This is a genomic window from Hymenobacter sublimis (genome assembly GCF_023101345.1).
Classification (GTDB): Bacteria; Bacteroidota; Bacteroidia; order Cytophagales; family Hymenobacteraceae; genus Hymenobacter; species Hymenobacter sublimis.
Window position 1 is genome coordinate 3474952 of sequence record NZ_CP095848.1, and the last position, 16646, is coordinate 3491597.

Below are 16646 nucleotides of genomic sequence, written 5' to 3' on the forward strand. Positions count from 1 at the left end.
CTTGGAGGAAGTAGAAGCTAGGAGCTAGAAGTTAGAATCTGTGATGCCGGCCACTTGCCCATTCAGTTCTGACTTTTGGCTCCTAGCTTCTTTACGTTCCCTCCTACCCTCTCATTTCATTCTAACTACTAGCTTCTAGCTACTAACTCCCAAAGAAATGGCAGCAATTACCGCCGCAGACGTGAACAAGCTGCGCACCATGACGGGTGCGGGCATGATGGATTGCAAAAAAGCGCTGACCGAAGCCGATGGCGACTTCGAAGCTGCTCGTGACATTCTGCGCAAGCAGGGCCAGAAAATTGCCGACAAGCGTTCAGAAAATGCTACCTCCGAAGGCCTCGTGCTGGCGGCCGTTAGCGAAGATGGCACCAACGGCAAACTGGTAGCGCTGGCTTGCGAAACCGAGCCCGTTGCCAAAGTGGAAGACTTCAAAAACCTGGCCCAGCAAATTCTGGCTACGGCCGTGAAAAGCAACGCCGCTTCGAAAGAAGAGCTGCTGGCTTCGGCCCAGGAAGATGGCCGCTCCCTGCAGGAGCACATCACCGACCTGATGGGCAAAATCGGGGAGAAGCTGGACGTGGTAGCGTACGAGAACGTAACGGCTGAGAAAGTAGCTTCCTACATCCACTCGGACAATAAGAAGGGCGTTCTGGTAGCCATGAAGAACGTAGGTGGCGCCGACGTAGCCGCCGTAGGCCGCGACGTAGCCATGCAAATCGTGGCCATGCGCCCCGTTGCTCTCGACAAAGATGGCGTTGACGCTGCTACCATTGAGCGCGAAATCGAAATCGGCAAGGAGCAGGCTCGTTCGGAAGGCAAGCCCGAGGCGATGCTGGAGAAGATTGCTCAAGGCAAGCTGAACAAGTTCTACAAGGAGAACACCCTGCTCAACCAGGAATTCGTGAAGGACAACTCGGTAACCATCGCCCAACTGCTCGACAAAACGCAGAAAGGCCTAACCATCTCGGACTTCAAGCGCGTAGCCATCGTAGGCTAAGCTTCGCGGAAGTTTAAAAGCAAAAAGCCCCGTCGGTTATTTCCGGCGGGGCTTTTTTGCGTCTGACGCTATTGCACGGCTGACGCCGGTTTGTTCATCTCAATGTGGGTCTTCGTCATCATGTCTAGGTACTTTTCCAGTGGCTCCATGCGGATGGCGGCGCGGCGCTGGTTGACGTGGGCTGGGTCGCGCAGAGACTTAGGCATTGCTTTGGCTGCGGGCGTACCCACCCCTTCATACGTGACTTGGGTTCCATACTCTTGTGGCTGGCCAGCATTGGTAGCTACACGGTCGGTGAGGTAGGCGTAGTTGACCGGACTGGCGTTTTGGCGCTTCACCTCGGGCAACATTAGTTTGAGCATGCGGCGCTGGAAGTCGGGGTGGGCGTCGGCGTGCTGCACCAGTAGCCAGAAGTTGCCGGCGCTTTTTTCGCCGACCTGCCGGAAGCCGGGGTAGCCGACCTGCCGCACAATTTTTTCCAGGACGGGCTGGTGGCGGGCGTAGTTTTCTTTTTCTACATCTACCAAGTTTCGGCCGGCGCTATCAGGAAGCTGCTGAAACAGTCGCTGCATCGGCCACTGGTCTACGTATGCCAAGCTATCCAGCGTTTTACTCAGCTTCGGGTACAGAATCGGCTTAGTTTGGGCTGTGGCTGCGAAGTTGGCAGTCATGGCGACCAGGTACAAAGGATAGATCTTCATAGTGATGTGCACTTGTTATGTCGCTGAATATAAACATATCATCTCGTTCGACCTTTTCTGAACGGTTGGACAGCTACCCCCCGTGCATAAACATACGGTAGGCCCGGACGCGCGCTTCAGCGTTCTGGCGGATATTGTAGTAGAACAAGGAGTAGTCGGCGATGTGGAAAGAATGGCGCAGCTCGGAGCGGCCGGGCAGCAGGAAACGGGGGTAGCCGGGGCGCACGGTTGGGTGGATCCAGACGAGGCCGTTGTGGACTTTGGCGTCAACCACGCGCTTATCAACCCCGCTGAAGGTATAGGGCACGCCACCCAGGTTTAAGCGGGCGGGAGCGGTAGCCGTATCGCGGGTCCAGGTGAGCGGGTTTACGGCTACGCCGCCCTGAAAAGGTGGGTACTCGTGGCCCCACTCCACGGTGTTCCAGCCCACGTAGCAGCCGGTTTGGGTGGAGTCGTCGCAGGGGCGCAGGACCTGGTATTCCTCGGGTTTTACTTTGTAGCCAATAAGGTAGGCTGCCACCAACTGCTTGCGCAGCTTGGGGTTCTGGTCGAAAAACTCTCGTAGCAGCCGCGTGGCGTGAAACGTGCCTTGGCTGTGACCAGCAATAATGACGGGCCGGCCCTGGTTGTAGTGGTCGAGGTAGTATTGAAAAGCGGTTTTTACGTCGCTGTACGCCAGGTCCAGGGCTTCTTTACCGTCCGTGCTTTTCTCGTCGAAAAAGGAAAACAGCGTGGCCTGCCGGTAACGCGGGGCGTACACGCGGGCCGTGCTGTTAAATACGGAGGCTTGCTTGCGGATTGTGCTGGCATCGGTGAAGCGGTTCACGCGCGCATCGGTCAGGCTGGCGTTCCACTGAGACCGGCTGAAATAGGTAGTAGGATGCACGAAGAAGACGTCGGCGGGCGCGTCGCGCTGTTGGTCGTGCAGTAAAGTGTGGCGTGGGACGAGGTCAGCGGAATCGCGGCGGTCGGGCAGCGCGGCCCAGTTGTCCTCCATGCGGTAATCAGGCGCTTCCGGCTCAGGGTTGCGGGCGAAATCTTTGCCGGGCTTAATAACGGTAATACAGGAAGCGAAAGTCAGTAAAACGGCCAGCGTTGCTAAGCGAGACAGGGGAGTAAGCATTGGGCAGCAAGGGAATCCGGGGCGGTAAAAACACCAACGCGCGCTTCCCGTTGCAGAAAGCGCGCGTTGGAGGGGCAAAAATAAGCAGGAAAAAGCCGCTTGCCCAGGTGGTTGCCGTTGCGAAACCTGGCGCATCTACTCGCTAAACGTATTCTCCAGCAGCCGCTCCTGACGCAGATAAACGATTTTGAAGTTCTTATCGAAGCGCACCCGCACTTGCGCCGTGGTTTGCTGGCGCTTCTGCAGCGACTGGCGCAGGGCTGAGCTTTTTTCAATAAAAGTCACTACCCGGGAGCCATCGTTAACGGGTGGGCTCACCTTTAGGCTGCCGGGCTCAATGGTCGTTTGCCCCTCCAGAAACTCCGGAAAGTGCGATTTTTCCAGCTCGGCCGTAATGAGAGCGGGGGTTGTGTTTTGCTGCAGATAGAAACGCTCTACCCGCGGCGCGAAGTAGGCTGCTGCCGAGAAAGGCGCCGCCTGCAAATCGGCGTAGTAATTCTGCAGCACGCCTTCAATCCGCGCCTGGGCTGCACCTTCGTCCACGGCGGGGGCGGCGGGCGGGGCCGTCGCCTCGGTGGGGGCAGTTGCCGGTTGCGCTACCGAATCGGGGGCGGGAGTAGTTACGGGCGGAGCTACGGGAGCCACCCGGACAGTTTCAGGTGCGGCAGCGGGCGGCAAGTCAATCTGCTCCGATTGGGGGCCTTCTTCCGGCCGAGTTGCTAACGAATCGGCGGCGGTTAGGGTGGTGCTGGTTAGGCGCTCCGAATCCTGATTGCCCAACATTAGGTAGGCAACCAAAGCCAGAAGGGCCAAGATTCCGCCCACAATCAGGATGGTGCCGAGCGGACTTTTGGGCGGCGCAACGTACGGCTCATCCTCCACTAGCTCGCTCTCTCCTACTGCCGCGGCCGGAGGCATAAACGCGTCGTCGCGGGTAGGAGAAGAACCGGGTCGGCCGGCTTCGAGAGGGTGCGACAGGCCGGGAGTAGTAGTGGGGGGCGTGGGCGGCTCCGCTACGTAGGCAGCGTGCAAAGGCCGTGAGGTCGTAACGGGGGGCAGCAGCGGATCTTCCACGGGGCTGCCACCCGTACTGGCTGTTGAGGCGGGCGGCGGGCCCCCTACCGGCGTCATGGGCACGGCTTGGCTAAACGTAGCGGGCGGGGTAGGCGGCGCTACCGAAGGAGCCGGGGTAGCAACCGGAGGCGCGGGCGGCACCGGCGTCATGGGTACCACCGGGGGGGCGGGGGTAGTGGGCGGAGCAGGCGCGGCAGGTGGGGCTGCCGAGCTGGCAGTAACACCCGCCGATTCACTGAACAGCAGCTTCTTTTTCAGGGTTTCGAACTCCTGGGGCGTAATGGTACCCGCATCGAGCCACTCCTTTAGCTGGCGCAGGGTGTCGAGGGGAGAAGGGTCTTTTTCCATGGCAGAAGAAAGGTAGCAGGCGGCAGCAAAGGCTTCTACTTCCGGTCGAGGTTGGTGAGGCGGGCGCGGCGACGCTCCAATTGCGCTTTACGCAATTCAGTGAGCCGAACGTTGTCGATGAGCTTCACGGAGTCCTCGGCCGACTTGAGCTTGTTGTCAGCATTTTGCTTGTTGAGCTGCTCAATCTTTTCCAGATTCGACTTGGTATTGTTAGCCAGGCTCGCGCGCTCCTTTTCAAGCTTTTCCTTATCCTTCTCGGCGGCGGTCAGCTGCTTCTCCGCTTCGGCAATCTGTTCGCGGTAGGCTTTGGTGCGCGCGGCGGCTGCAAAGCTCTGGGTCATGTTGCGCAGGGAACTGAACTCGGAGGGAGTACCAGTAGCCGACAAAAACGAATCGGGCCCCATGGCGGCCCACACCGACAACTCCGACACCGTGTCGGAGGGTGAAGTGACGGTGGAATACAGGTCCAGTAGCTTACCCGTGACGCTGGACATGGGCACTTGCTTGGCTTCGAGCACGTCTTTTTTGCCCACGCCAAACACGCCGGAGCCTTTCAGCTTGATGTTGTAAGTATCCTTCAGCCAGGCCTGCCAGTAGTCGCGGGTCCACTGGGCGGTGCCTTCTACTTGCACCTTTACCGCGTCCCGCTCCCGCTTGTCGTAGTTGACGCTGCTAGTACGCGCGTCGTAGAGCTGGGCGTGGGTAGCGGCCGGGGCCAGCAGCACCGCCAGCAGGAGGTATAAGCCGAAAAATCGTTTCATAAGAAGCAAAGCAAGGGGTAGAGAAGAAACAAGATGACCGAGAAACCGGCCCGGAGCCGGGTATCAGATACCGTGCCGGTCGAAGGCAGCCTGCAAATCTTGCTGCATGGCGCTGAAGCGCTGCACGGCAGCCTGCACGAATTCATCATCCAGGAGCAGATGTATATCCGCTTCGCTGGTCAGGTCCAGCTCGCTTACCTTATAGGTTTGCTCTAGGGAGCCCTTTTCCAGCTTAATCAGGTACTTACCGTTCCAGCTGAAAAGCGTGATTTTGGCGGCGGGATGCGGAATAATGGCGAGCTGGCGCATGGCAAACGATACGTGAATGGGCAGGACGAAGATAGGCAGGGGTCGCCAACCTGGGAGGCCAGCTCAACATAACCCCGCCCCAGCCGGCGCGTACACCTTGGCAGAAGCACTAGCCTAATCATCTCACCCTCAAGATACTTGCATCATGCCACAAGGAGATAAATCAGCCTACACCGACAAGCAAAAGCGGCAGGCAGAGCACATCGAAGAAAGCTACGAGAAGCAGGGCCTTTCGGAAGAAGAAGCCGAAAAACGAGCTTGGGCCACCGTTAACAAGCAGGATGGCGGCGGCAAAAAGAGTGGTTCCGGCCGCAAAAAGTCTGGCGAGTAACTGCCCGCAACAAAGCCCATACAGCCGCGGCCCGACTTCACTGGAAGTCGGGCCGCGGCCACGTTATACCGTCTTGGCAGCATTGTTTTACCGGTGCAGAATCACGTAGAGCGAGGCCGCTGAAATGCACAGCCAGAGCGCCGCGCCGAGCACGAAAGGTTTAGCCCCCACCGCTTTTACGGCTTGTATGGAGAGGCCGGCCCCGATAAAAAACAAGGTAATCGTCAGGCCCATTTTAGCAAGTTGTACCAGCACTGGCCCAACGGCACGCAAGGCTCCATCGGCTTGCAGCAGGGGGAAGTAGGTGTTGAGCAGCGTGGCCCCAATGAATCCCAGAATAAAGTAGGGCACTTTGATTTTGACGCCCTTCTGCTTGAACAGCAATGCCGTACCGACGGACACGGGAATAATCCAGAGGGCGCGGGCCAGCTTCACGGTAGTAGCCACCTGCAGGGCTTGGTCGCCGTAGGCGGTGGCGGCGCCCACCACGGAGCTGGTATCGTGGATGGCAATGGCGCACCAGAGGCCGAACTGGTTTTGGGTCATGGCCAGGGCATGACCGATGGCCGGGAAGGCAAACAAAGCCAGGGCGTTGAGCACGAATACCGTAGCCAACGCCACCGACATTTCTTCCTCTTTGGCCTTCAACACCGGGCCCACCGCCGCAATAGCGGAGCCTCCGCAAATGGCAGTGCCGCAAGAAATTAGGTGTGTTACGTGGCGGCCTAGCCCCAGCCAGCGCCCCAATGCGTAGCCCAGTACCAGCGTACCAGCAATGGAGGCCACCGTGAACAGCACACCTTCTTGCCCGGCCTGCACCGCCGCGTGGGCGTTCATGCCGAAGCCCAACCCGATAACTGAGTACTGCAGCAGTGTGGGGGTAAGCTTGCGAGTTTGCGCCAGAAAGGGGTTTCCTACCGTTTGGGCCAGCACTAACCCCAGGATCAGGGCCAGGGGCGGCGAGGCCCAGGGCGTCAGGCAGAAGACGAGCAGCAGCCCAAATACCGCGCGGGCTACCCCCACCGGCCGGGTTTTATCTTGAACTACGCTAGGTGCGGGAGGCAAAGGCATACTCACCGGAGTGCGCACTTTGGCGGCCTGGGGATGGGGCTCGGGCGCATCTACCAGCGCGGGAGGAGCGGCAATGGGTGGGGTGGTTTTCACGGGTGGGAAGCAGGCAATTAACTGCCCAAAAGTACGCCAGCCCCTACCCCGCCGATAATCTTAAAAGGTTATCAGCAATAACTATAGGTTATACTGACGCTGGGCGTAGCGCAGGAATCGTTCCGCCGGGCGAGACAAGGGCTGCCCCTGCACCCACAGGGCCTCGAAGTTGCGGGGCAACTGCAGGTGCTGCACCGGCACAATCTCCAGTAGGCCCGCGGCTAACTCCCGCGTTAGGGCCCGGCGGGAAACGAAACCCAGGGCCTCGGGAGCCGCTTCGAGGTAGGACTTAATGGCTTCGGTATTATCGAAGTAGAACGCCACCCGCAAGTCAGTAAGCTTGATTTTCTGCTCCCGCAGGGCAAACTCTAGCACCTCCAGCGTACCGGAGCCCCGCTCGCGCAGCACCAACGGATGAGTTAGCGCTTCGAGCAAGGGCATCGGCTCGGGTGGCGGACCGGCGGGCGTGGTGCGGCGCACGGCTACCAGCTCGTCGGCCAGCAGGGGCTCGTAGTGCAGGTCGCGGTTTTTGGCGCGGCCCTCCACGAAGCCCAGGTCAAGCTGCCCGCTGAGGATGGCCTCGGCAATCTGCTCGGAGTTGCCGTTCAGTAGGGTTAGCTCCACTTGGGGGTAGCGCTTCTGGAAGCCGGGTAGGATACCAGGTAGCACGTACTGCGTAAGGGTAGTGCTGGCCCCCAGGCGCAAACGCCCCGCCGCTTCGCCGTGCAGATTGTGCAGTTGCTCGGTTAGCTCCTGGTGAAGCTGGGCTACGGCATCGGCGTGGGCCAGCAGCAAGGTGCCGGCTGGCGTGAGGCTGACGCGGTTGCCGCGGCGCTCAAACAGGCGCTGCCCGTAGCTCTGCTCCAGCTCCCGGATGTGCTTGGTAATGGCAGGCTGACTGATGTAGAGTTCCTGGGCCGCCTTGGTGAAGCTCAGGTGGCGGGCAACGGACTGAAAAACGCGCAAACGAAAGTCGGGCATGCATGCAAGGTACGTGGCGGCCGGATGAGGTAGAAGCGGAGCTGGCTGCCTAGTCCACTGGCCTCATTTCCTGCTAGGCGGCTTCTGCCTAACTTGCTCCTACCCTTTTTGCTACTTCATCCCATGAAAAAACCTTTTCTGACCGCGCTGGCGCTGCTGCCGCTGGCCGTTTCAGCCCAACAAACCGTGTACACGCCCGAGCTGCTCTGGAAGTTGGGCCGCCTGGGCGAAATGCAGGTGTCGCCGGACCGCCGCACGGTGGCCTACACCGTGACGCGCTATAGCTTAAGCGAGAACAAAGGCAACACTGACATTTGGGTGGTGCCCGTAGCTGGTGGCGCGGCCCGGCAACTCACTACCACGCCTACCTCCGAAAGCACCTTGAACTGGCGGCCCGATGGTAAGCTAACCTTTCTTTCCGGCGAAGGCGGCACCGACCAGCTTTACGTAATGAATGCCGACGGTTCGGGCAAGCAGAAGCTCAGCGAGTTTACCGACGAGGGCCCGGCCAACCTGAAGTACGCGCCCACCGGCAAGTTCATTCTCTATACCCAGGACGTGAAAACCGGCAAATCGGTGCAGGATTGGTACCCCGACCTTCCCAAGGCCGATGCCAAGCTGATCGACGACTTGAACTACCGGCACTGGAACGTGTGGGACGACTTTAAATCCAGCCACGTCTTTTTCCAACCCGTGGGGGATGATGGTAAGCCGACTGGCTACGGCAAGGACGTAATGCCCGGCGAGAAGTTCGACGCGCCATTGGCTCCGCTGGGTGGCTCCGAACAGCTGGCGTTTTCGCCCGACGGCTACCGCCTGGCCTACACCTCGCGCAAGCTCTACGGCAAGGCCGAAGCCGAAAGCACCAACTCCGATATTTACCTCTACGACATCCGGGAAGGCAAAACCCAGAACCTCTCGGAAGGCCTCGGCGGCTACGACACAGAGCCCAGTTTCTCGCCCGATGGCTCGCAAGTGGCCTGGCTGAGCATGGCGACGCCCGGCTTCGAGTCGGACCGCAACGGCATTGTGGTCTACGACTTCAAGACCAAAAAGCGGGAGGACATTACCAACGGCTCGGAGCAGGCGGCGGCCAACATCCGCTGGAGCCCCGATGGCAAGACCATCTACTTCGTGAGCGTGCTGGAAGGCACCGAGCAATTGTTTTCCATTCCGAGCAAGGGCGGCAAAATCCGGCAGCTGACCAAGGGCGCGCACAACTACAACGCCTTCGAGTTGGCGGGTAATGACGTGGCCATTGCCAACAAAACTACCCAGGCCCAGCCCGCCGACCTCGTGCGCATCGACCTAAAAACTGGCCGCGAAACCACGCTTACCCGCATCAATGAGCCGGAGTTGGCCGGCGTAAAAACCGGTAAAACCGAAGCCCGCTGGGTACGCACCACCGATGGCAAGCAGATGCAGGTCTACGTTATCTACCCGCCCGATTTCGACCCGAGCAAGAGGTACCCTACCCTGCTCTACTGCCAGGGCGGCCCGCAAAGCCCCATCACCCAGAGCTTCTCCTACCGCTGGAATTTCCAGCTGCTGGCCGCCAACGGCTACATTGTGGTGGCCCCGAACCGCCGCGGCCTACCCGGCTTCGGCACCGAATGGAACAACAGCATCTCGGGCGACTGGGGTGGCCAGCCCATCCGCGACTACCTCTCCGCCATTGACGCCGTAAGCCAGGAGCCCTACGTAGACAAGGACCGGCGCGGCTGCGTGGGGGCCTCCTACGGGGGCTACTCGGTGTACCAACTGGCGGGCAAGCACGAGGGCCGCTTCAAAACCTTCATTGCCCACGCCGGCCTCTACAACCTGACGAGTTGGTACCCTAGCACCGAGGAAATGTTCTTCGCCAAGCACGACATGGGCGGCGCGCCCTGGGATGCCACACTGCACAAAAGCTACACCGACTTCAATCCTCAGCTCTTCGCCAAAAACTGGGACACGCCCCTGCTGGTCATCCACGGCGGCAAGGATTTCCGGGTGCCCGAAGGCCAGGGCATGGAAGCCTTCGGCACGGCCCAACTGCGCGGCATCCCGAGCCGCTTCCTCTACTTCCCCAACGAGGGCCACTGGATTTCCAAGCCCCAGAACTCGGTACTCTGGAACCGCGTGTTCTTCGACTGGCTGGCCCGCACGCTCAAGCCGGAAGCACAGGCCGCTAAGTAACCAGCTTTCCTAACCTACACTCACCGGGATACTCCGCCGCTACCAACTGGCCGGGGTATCCCGGTTTTGTTTGGGGTACGAGCACCATTTGTGGCTGGGATACCCGTAACTGTCATGCCGAGGCGAAGCATCTGGCGTGCTGAGGTTGTAATGCTACCCAATGATTCGAGCGAGATGCTTCGGCTCCGCCTCGGCATGACGGCTGATGACTTCCTAAACAGGTTGACAGATAAATTGACCGGCACGCTGTCTTTTCCAGGTGGCTTTCCTAATCTTTAGTAGATACTTCGGCTGCGGCCATTCCGACCTTCCTATCCTACCTCTTCCTACCCACGTTATGATTTCACGAAACCGGATAAAGGCCCTGACGGCGGCGGTTCTGCTGCTAGCCACCACCTTCGGCAGCCGGCCGCTGCTGGCCCAGGCTACATTGCTGCAGAACGCGCCGGGGCGGAAAGTACTAAGCCTGAACGGTAGCTGGAACTACATCATCGACCCCTACGAAAATGGCTTCTACGACTACCGCCGCGAGGCCTTCGACCAGTCGAAAACCGGCAAGGGCGGCTACTACGACAACCAGAAGCCCAGCTCCCGCCAGGAAACCGAGCTAATTGAGTACGACTTCGATAAATCGGCGGCTCTGCAAGTGCCCGGCGACTGGAACTCCCAGGACCCCAAGCTGCTCTATTACGAGGGCACCATCTGGTACAAGAAGAGCTTTACCCTAACACCTAAAGCCGGAAAGCGCTACTTTTTGTATTTCGGGGCTATTAACTACGAGTCGCATATTTACTTGAACGGCAAGAAGCTGGGCAAGCATCAGGGCGGCTTTACCCCGATTCAGTATGACATCACCAGCCAGCTCAGTCCCAGCGGCGACAACTTCGTGGTAGTGAAAGCCGACAACACCCGCCGCCCCGACGCCGTGCCCACCATCAACACTGACTGGTGGAACTACGGCGGCATTACCCGCGACGTGTTCATTGCCGAAACGCCTACCACCTTTATCACCGACTACAAGGTACAGCTAGCCAAAAATGAGCCGGGCACCCTAACGGGCTACGTGCAGCTCAGCGGTGAAGGCAAGGCCGGCCAGTCGGTGACGCTCAGCATTGCCGAAGCGGGCCTTCGGCACACCCTAAAAACGGACGCTGAGGGCCGCGCCACCTTCCGGCTGCCGGCCCGGAAGCTGAAGGTATGGTCGCCGCAGAGCCCCAAACTGTACGCGGTGAGTGTAAGCAGCGGCGCCGATGTAGTGCAGGACCGAATTGGCTTCCGCACGATTGAAACCCGCGGGCAGGACATTCTGCTTAACGGCAAGAGCGTGTACCTGCGCGGCATTTCCATGCACGACGAAAACCCGCTGATTCCGGGCCGGGCCCGGGGCGAGGGCGACCTGCGCATGCTGCTGACCTGGGCCAAGGAGCTAGGCTGCAACTACGTGCGCCTGGCCCACTACCCTCACAACGAAACCATGCTCAAGCTAGCCGACGAAATGGGGTTGCTGGTGTGGACCGAAGTGCCGGTGTACTGGACCATAGCCTGGGAAAATCCCGCTACCTATCAAAACGCTGAAGCCCAGCTTTCCGACCTAATTTCGGTGGGAAAGAACCGCGCTAGTGTGGCAGTATGGTCGGTGGGCAACGAGACCCCGCCCGGCGAGGCGCGCCTCAGGTTCATGACCAGCCTAGTGCGCAAAGCTCGCGCCCTGGATGATACCCGCCTGCTTGCCGCCGCCCTGGAGCTGCACCGCGACGGGTTCAAGGTGACCGTGGACGACCCACTGGGCGCCGAGCTGGACCTGACCAGTTTCAATGAGTACATGGGCTGGTACGTGGGCGGTAAGCCGAGCGAAATCACCCAGTACACCTTCAACATCAAATACAACAAGCCAGTTATCATCAGTGAGTTTGGCGGCGACGCCCTGGCCGGCTACCACGCCGACGCCGATACCCGCTGGAGCGAGGAATATCAGGAGGCGCTCTACCAAAACCAGCTCAAGATGCTCAGCACCATCCGAGGCCTGCGCGGCATGACGCCCTGGATTCTGGCCGACTTTCGGGCTACCCGCCGCCAGCACCCGGTGTACCAGAACGGCTTCAACCGCAAGGGCCTAATATCTAGCACCGGCGTCAAGAAAAAAGCTTTCTACGTGCTCCAAACCTACTACCGCCAGATGGCCCAGCAGTACGACGGCAAGTAAGTTTACCTCCGGCTACTCCTGTTTCGCATGCTACCTACCCCCGTACGCCTCCGCCCAACCAAACCAGCCGACCTGGAATTCTTCTTTCAGTTTCAGCTTGATGAGAAAGCCAATTACGTAGCCGCCTTTACCCCCCTGGACCACACCAATAGAGAAGCCTATTTAGCAAAGTTCACCCAGCACCTGGCCGACCCCACTATTCACATGCAGACCATCCTGGTTGGGGAAACCATTGTCGGCAGTATGGCAACGTTTGTAGCAGGTGGGAGAATTGAAATTACGTATTGGATAGACCGAACTTTCTGGGGCCGGGGCGTTGCAACAGCGGCCTTGGAGCAGTTTCTGCGCCTGGAAAGCGCAAGACCCGTTTTCGGGCGGGTAGCGTTTGATAACGTCGGTTCGCAGAAGGTGCTGGAAAGATGCGGCTTTGTGAAAATTGGCACGGACAAAGGCTTTGCCACTGCGCGCCAAACCGAAATAGAGGAGTTTATTTACCGGTTAGCCTAAGGCAGGCCAGAACCACGGTTTGCCAGGTTACCGCTATTGAAAGGCCCGCCAGTCACTGTTACTGCGCAGCGGCTACGGCTTCTGCTGGAGCCGCCGCCGTAGTCCGTCCTTCCCGGCGCTGCAGCAACCATAGGCCAAGCACTACTACCGCGCACACCAGCCCCAATACCGGCGCCGACATTATGTGTAGCGCCCAGCCCGTCAGGAGGGAGCCGCTTACCCCGCACAGGTTCACTAGGGCCATGTAGGTAGTGAATTGGGAGCCTTCGATGCGGGGCCGACACAGGGCCATGAGTAGCGGTAGCGCCGCTACGCTCAGGCTGGGGTCGGCCATGTTCCAGACGAGCAAGCCTAGGGTAGCTACCGGCTCATAGTGCCACAGGAAGCTTAGGCTGCAGAAAACTAGCAGGAACAAGCCCAGCACCAGCATGACTCGGCGCTGTAGCCGCGCCGCCCCAATTCGGTCGGCCAGGATGCCGCCGGCCACTATCAGGCACAAAGTAGCGGCACTCCCCCAGCTACCCTGCAGAATAGAAACGTCACTATCGGCCCAGTGCAGCTCATGAATCAGGTGGTAGGAATAGGCCCAGCCAAACGCGCCGAAGCACAGGTAAGTAACCGCAATGACACCAAACAGGCGCAAGGTGCGAGGCTCGGTAATGGCGCGGTATAGCTCCCGAAACAGCCAGCCCACCGGCGGGTTATCGGCGTTGCGGCGGGCGGTAGCGGGCAGCGACCCAAAGCGCGGCAGCAGCTGATCGGTGCGCTCCAGGCGGATGAAAAACGTGAGTACCGTCAGGGCCAGCAAGACTACCGACTGCGCCAGCGCCGCCGAGAAAAAGCCGTAGCGGTGCAGCATCCACGACAAACCAGCGGCCCCCAGCGCCGAGCCCAGCAAGAAGCCCCCGCGCATGAAGGCATTAGCCCGGCCCCGCTCCGCCTCGGGCACCACGGCAATGGCAATAGCATCGACGCTGGCATCCTGAATGGAAGCAAACACGCTGTGCACCACAAAGGCCAGCATCGTCAGCTTAAGCTGGGCAGCCGGGTCGCGGACCAGCAGCAGCACCAGGGAGGCCAGCGCCGCCACCAACTGCGTGAGGACTACCCACTGCTTGCGCTGCCCAATCACTGATTCCTGGTACTTGTCAATGAGTGGCCCCCACACGAACTGCAGGGTCCAGGGTAGCCCAATGGCCGCCGAGAAAGAAGCGACCGTTGTTGCATCTAGCCCGCGCCCGGTCAGGTAGTTGACGATGGCCGTTAGCCCGAAGCCCGCCGGAATGCCCTGCATTACATACAGGTAGAAGAAAGTGAAGTACCGCAGGCCGGTACTCTCGCGCAGGACAAGGTGGGTCACGAGTTGATCGTTAGTAAGGTAGCCCACCAATCTAACTAATTCCGGCTTAGCCAAGCCGTCATCTTGCCACCTCCTACCCGCGCTTCCGTGGAAGCACTTTCCACTTCGACAGGTAGCTAGGATTTCCTTCGTCGAAAGCAACTACTTCCAGAAGAGCAATTTTTCCGTGCTGCATAAACAACAGGCAGTCGGCGCCATGCGTGAGTTCAGGAGCAACCACCACGCACCCATCTAAATACACTTGGCTGCTGTGGGGTAAGTCCAATAAAGGGGTGAACGGGGGGAGTACTAGCGTCGTGAAGAACCCTACACCGCTGTCTTCGCGGACGCTTACCCGGCAAAGGCCAACCTGCTCTGAAAGACCGGGTACTGCGTGGAAATCAACTAGCCACTCTAGAATAGATTTTTCCAGAGGGGTTGGCTCTATCGGAGGGTCGTAACTCGTAGCTGCCATAGAACAACATACGTTACCGTAGTACCGACTCCGTTACCTTGCTGATGTCGCTGCTGACTTTCTGGATAAACTCCAGCTGCTCGTTGAGCTGGGCGTCGGGCATGGCGGGCGGCGTGGGGGTGGCAGGTTCGGTGGGCACAACTTCGGGCTCCTGGGGGTCGAGGCGGCGGAGGCTGCGGTGCAGGGCCTGCTGGGCCTGGCGCAGGGCTTTAAGGCTGGCAGCAGGTAGGCCTGGGCGCATTTCTCCGGCCAGCATGGCGGAGGTAATCGAGGCCACGTTGGAGGAAAGAATGTGGTTGAGCACCACAAATTCGTGGACTTCCGTAGGCCGGTGCTGCTTGCCGCGCGGCTCAGACATCATGCGCTGGAAGGCCGCTCCCAGGTTGGCCGAGCTGACGTATACATCCTTGCGGGCCAGCTTGTAGTCGACCAGGGCCACGGGCAAGCCGACCAGGGTTTCCTGCAGGGTACGGAGGTAGTGAAGATTGGCGCGCAGCACGGCCTTGAGGTGGTCGTGCAATTGGCCCGACTCCCAGTTGGGAAACAGCAAGTAGCCAGTCAGAAAGGCAATCAGGCAGCCCAGCACCGTATCAAATACCCGCTCCTCTACTACCTGCACGTAACCCAACCCCAGAAAACTGAACAGAATTAGGATGAAGGGCGTCATGAAGGTGACGGTGACCAAGTAGTTGATGCGCACAAAGCTGTAGGACACCAGCATGAACAGCACCAGCAGCAGCAGTAGCACCGTGCGGTCGGGAATCAGCCAGAGCACCAAGGCCCCAATGGCGCCCCCGCCCAACGTACCAAGCACGCGCTGCACGTTGCGCTCCTTGGTGAGGCTGAAGGCAGGCTTAAGCATGTAGGTAATGGTCATAGTCACCCAGTAGCTGTGGTGGCCAGGTAGTACTTTGGTTACCAGAAAACCTACCAGGCAGGCCACAAACATGCGCGCTGAGTGGCGGAAAATGCTGGACTGCAACGTCAGATGGTCGCGGAGCTGCTTCAGGTCGAAGCTCTGGTGGGCTACGAAGCGGCCAAACTCCAGCTCCCGGCCGGAAGGCGCGGGGGCGTTGGCATCGAAGTAGGCCAGAATATCCTGGAGGCGCTGGCTGAGGTTGCGCAGGTTCACCAGAATTTTCTTGAGCATGAGCGTGTGCCCCTGGCGCTTAGGGTCATCGAGGACGTCAATCTGTGCTTTGAGCTTTTCCAAGCCTGCCAGCAGGTTGCGCTGAGCCGAGTAGCCGTGGTTGGCCTGAATAGCAAACCCGATGTTTTCCAGCTCGGCGGCGTGCTCCTCAATTTCGCGGGCTATATCGTCGAGTACGCCGGTAGCCTCGAAGCGCTGATGCAGGGCCGCGTAGTCGTGATAGGTGATGGTGATTTGCTCGTAGAGGTCAATTACGTCCACGAACGTGAGCACGAGGCGGCGGCCGGTGCCAGTGGTTTCCTTGACCAACTGCCGGGTTTTAAACAGTAACTCCCGCACGGCGTCCTGCTTTTCGCTGACCGTCACCTGCTGGGCTACCAGGCGGCGGTAGTCGGCTTCCAGGTTGGTGCCGGTGCGGTAAAACTCAGCCTTGAGGCGCAGGAAATCCGCAATGGCCCGAATACAGTCGCCGAGGGCTTGCTGGGCGGGCCGGTACGGGCGCAAGGTATAGAGTAGCATGGTCACGCTCAGGTACCACAGCCCGCCGGCCACTACCATACCCGCGTAGGGTAGTACTTCCGCCGGTTTCAGGGGCCGGTCCAGCATCAGAATGATGATGAGCAGCCCGGCCGTGCCCACGGCGCCGGCCCGGTTGCCATACACAAGCAGCATGGTAAAAATAAAGCTACAAACCACAACCTCTACCCCCAGCAAGGCTGGGTAAGAGTGGAGAAACCCCGTCACCAATGCCATAATCCCAATCAGGGCGGTGGCGGCCAGCATGCCGTTGCGCTTGTGCACCATCGGGCCCGGCGTATCAGTGAGGCTCACGCACACGGCCCCCAACGACACCGTTAGCCCGTCAACTAAGTCGCCGTACAGACCCAGCACCAGGCCGGGCAGCAGAATGGAAAGCGTGGTCCGCAGACCATCCGAAAATTCCTGACTAGTGAAAAAGTATTGAAAGGAACGGACCCGTTCATCCATGGTGGTTACCCCGAAAGT

General features: G+C 59.5%; 14 protein-coding genes. 5 read left to right on the top strand and 9 right to left on the bottom strand.

Going from position 1 to position 16646, the window contains the following annotated elements; genetic code table 11:
- Positions 1–157: 157 nt before the first annotated feature.
- A complete protein-coding gene (tsf, locus tag MWH26_RS14460; protein WP_244697312.1) occupies positions 158–997 on the top strand; it encodes a translation elongation factor Ts in 840 nt (279 codons plus the stop codon).
- A gap of 68 nt (positions 998–1065) precedes the next feature.
- On the opposite strand, the gene MWH26_RS14465 is transcribed toward tsf, so the two are convergent.
- The 5 genes from MWH26_RS14465 to MWH26_RS14485 form a co-directional block, all read right to left on the bottom strand.
- On the bottom strand, positions 1066–1668 hold the full coding sequence (locus tag MWH26_RS14465; protein ID WP_247974843.1) for a DUF6624 domain-containing protein: 603 nt from the start codon (positions 1666–1668) through the stop codon (positions 1066–1068).
- Between the two features lie 103 nt (positions 1669–1771).
- The gene (locus tag MWH26_RS14470; RefSeq protein ID WP_247974844.1) at positions 1772–2821 is read right to left on the bottom strand and encodes a DUF3089 domain-containing protein; all 1050 of its coding nucleotides are present in this window, start codon (positions 2819–2821) and stop codon (positions 1772–1774) included.
- Positions 2822–2956: 135 nt separating this feature from the next.
- Entirely contained in the window at positions 2957–4243 is a 1287-nt protein-coding gene (locus MWH26_RS14475; RefSeq protein ID WP_247974845.1) for an SHOCT domain-containing protein, read from the bottom strand.
- Positions 4244–4278: 35 nt separating this feature from the next.
- Positions 4279–5004 carry a hypothetical protein gene (locus MWH26_RS14480; protein ID WP_247974846.1) on the bottom strand — a complete coding sequence of 242 codons (726 nt, stop codon included), beginning with the start codon at positions 5002–5004 and terminating at the stop codon, positions 4279–4281.
- A 63-nt stretch (positions 5005–5067) separates the two neighbouring features.
- Entirely contained in the window at positions 5068–5313 is a 246-nt protein-coding gene (locus MWH26_RS14485) for a hypothetical protein (protein WP_247974847.1), read from the bottom strand.
- A gap of 145 nt (positions 5314–5458) precedes the next feature.
- On the opposite strand from MWH26_RS14485, the gene MWH26_RS14490 reads away from it, so the two are divergent.
- Positions 5459–5644, top strand: coding sequence for a hypothetical protein (locus MWH26_RS14490; RefSeq protein ID WP_247974848.1), 186 nt, complete (start codon positions 5459–5461; stop codon positions 5642–5644).
- Between the two features lie 87 nt (positions 5645–5731).
- Here the strand turns inward: MWH26_RS14490 and MWH26_RS14495 are convergent, their stop codons facing one another.
- Both MWH26_RS14495 and MWH26_RS14500 read right to left on the bottom strand, forming a co-directional pair.
- Positions 5732–6808: a YeiH family protein gene (locus tag MWH26_RS14495; RefSeq protein WP_247974849.1), complete on the bottom strand. Its 1077-nt coding sequence runs from the start codon at positions 6806–6808 to the stop codon at positions 5732–5734.
- 81 nt (positions 6809–6889) lie between these two features.
- Positions 6890–7789, bottom strand: coding sequence for a LysR substrate-binding domain-containing protein (locus MWH26_RS14500; RefSeq protein ID WP_247974850.1), 900 nt, complete (start codon positions 7787–7789; stop codon positions 6890–6892).
- A gap of 123 nt (positions 7790–7912) precedes the next feature.
- Between MWH26_RS14500 and MWH26_RS14505 the strand changes: the two genes are divergently transcribed.
- The 3 genes from MWH26_RS14505 (at position 7913) to MWH26_RS14515 (ending at position 12677) form a co-directional block, all read left to right on the top strand.
- On the top strand, positions 7913–9967 hold the full coding sequence (locus MWH26_RS14505; protein WP_247974851.1) for a S9 family peptidase: 2055 nt from the start codon (positions 7913–7915) through the stop codon (positions 9965–9967).
- Positions 9968–10304: 337 nt separating this feature from the next.
- Positions 10305–12170 (top strand): glycoside hydrolase family 2 protein, encoded by a 1866-nt coding sequence (locus MWH26_RS14510; RefSeq protein WP_247974852.1) that lies wholly within the window; start codon positions 10305–10307, stop codon positions 12168–12170.
- Positions 12171–12197: 27 nt separating this feature from the next.
- Positions 12198–12677, top strand: coding sequence for a GNAT family N-acetyltransferase (locus MWH26_RS14515; protein WP_247974853.1), 480 nt, complete (start codon positions 12198–12200; stop codon positions 12675–12677).
- A gap of 58 nt (positions 12678–12735) precedes the next feature.
- Here MWH26_RS14515 and MWH26_RS14520 read toward each other — a convergent pair whose 3' ends face one another.
- The gene (locus MWH26_RS14520; protein WP_247974854.1) at positions 12736–14037 is read right to left on the bottom strand and encodes an MFS transporter; all 1302 of its coding nucleotides are present in this window, start codon (positions 14035–14037) and stop codon (positions 12736–12738) included.
- A 467-nt stretch (positions 14038–14504) separates the two neighbouring features.
- The gene (locus MWH26_RS14525) at positions 14505–16628 is read right to left on the bottom strand and encodes an FUSC family membrane protein (RefSeq protein ID WP_247974855.1); all 2124 of its coding nucleotides are present in this window, start codon (positions 16626–16628) and stop codon (positions 14505–14507) included.
- Positions 16629–16646: the final 18 nt, after the last annotated feature.

What these genes read in the sequence shown, in the direction of transcription:
- tsf (WP_244697312.1), top strand. Translation starts at nt 158, where the DNA reads ATGGCAGCAATTACCGCCGCAGACGTGAACAAGCTGCGCACCATGACG.
- MWH26_RS14490 (WP_247974848.1), top strand. Translation starts at nt 5,459, where the DNA reads ATGCCACAAGGAGATAAATCAGCCTACACCGACAAGCAAAAGCGGCAG.
- MWH26_RS14525 (WP_247974855.1), bottom strand. Translation starts at nt 16,628, where the DNA reads ATGGATGAACGGGTCCGTTCCTTTCAATACTTTTTCACTAGTCAGGAA.
- MWH26_RS14470 (WP_247974844.1), bottom strand. Translation starts at nt 2,821, where the DNA reads ATGCTTACTCCCCTGTCTCGCTTAGCAACGCTGGCCGTTTTACTGACT.
- MWH26_RS14480 (WP_247974846.1), bottom strand. Translation starts at nt 5,004, where the DNA reads ATGAAACGATTTTTCGGCTTATACCTCCTGCTGGCGGTGCTGCTGGCC.
- MWH26_RS14510 (WP_247974852.1), top strand. Translation starts at nt 10,305, where the DNA reads ATGATTTCACGAAACCGGATAAAGGCCCTGACGGCGGCGGTTCTGCTG.
- MWH26_RS14500 (WP_247974850.1), bottom strand. Translation starts at nt 7,789, where the DNA reads ATGCCCGACTTTCGTTTGCGCGTTTTTCAGTCCGTTGCCCGCCACCTG.
- MWH26_RS14475 (WP_247974845.1), bottom strand. Translation starts at nt 4,243, where the DNA reads ATGGAAAAAGACCCTTCTCCCCTCGACACCCTGCGCCAGCTAAAGGAG.
- MWH26_RS14465 (WP_247974843.1), bottom strand. Translation starts at nt 1,668, where the DNA reads ATGACTGCCAACTTCGCAGCCACAGCCCAAACTAAGCCGATTCTGTAC.
- MWH26_RS14505 (WP_247974851.1), top strand. Translation starts at nt 7,913, where the DNA reads ATGAAAAAACCTTTTCTGACCGCGCTGGCGCTGCTGCCGCTGGCCGTT.
- MWH26_RS14515 (WP_247974853.1), top strand. Translation starts at nt 12,198, where the DNA reads ATGCTACCTACCCCCGTACGCCTCCGCCCAACCAAACCAGCCGACCTG.
- MWH26_RS14485 (WP_247974847.1), bottom strand. Translation starts at nt 5,313, where the DNA reads ATGCGCCAGCTCGCCATTATTCCGCATCCCGCCGCCAAAATCACGCTT.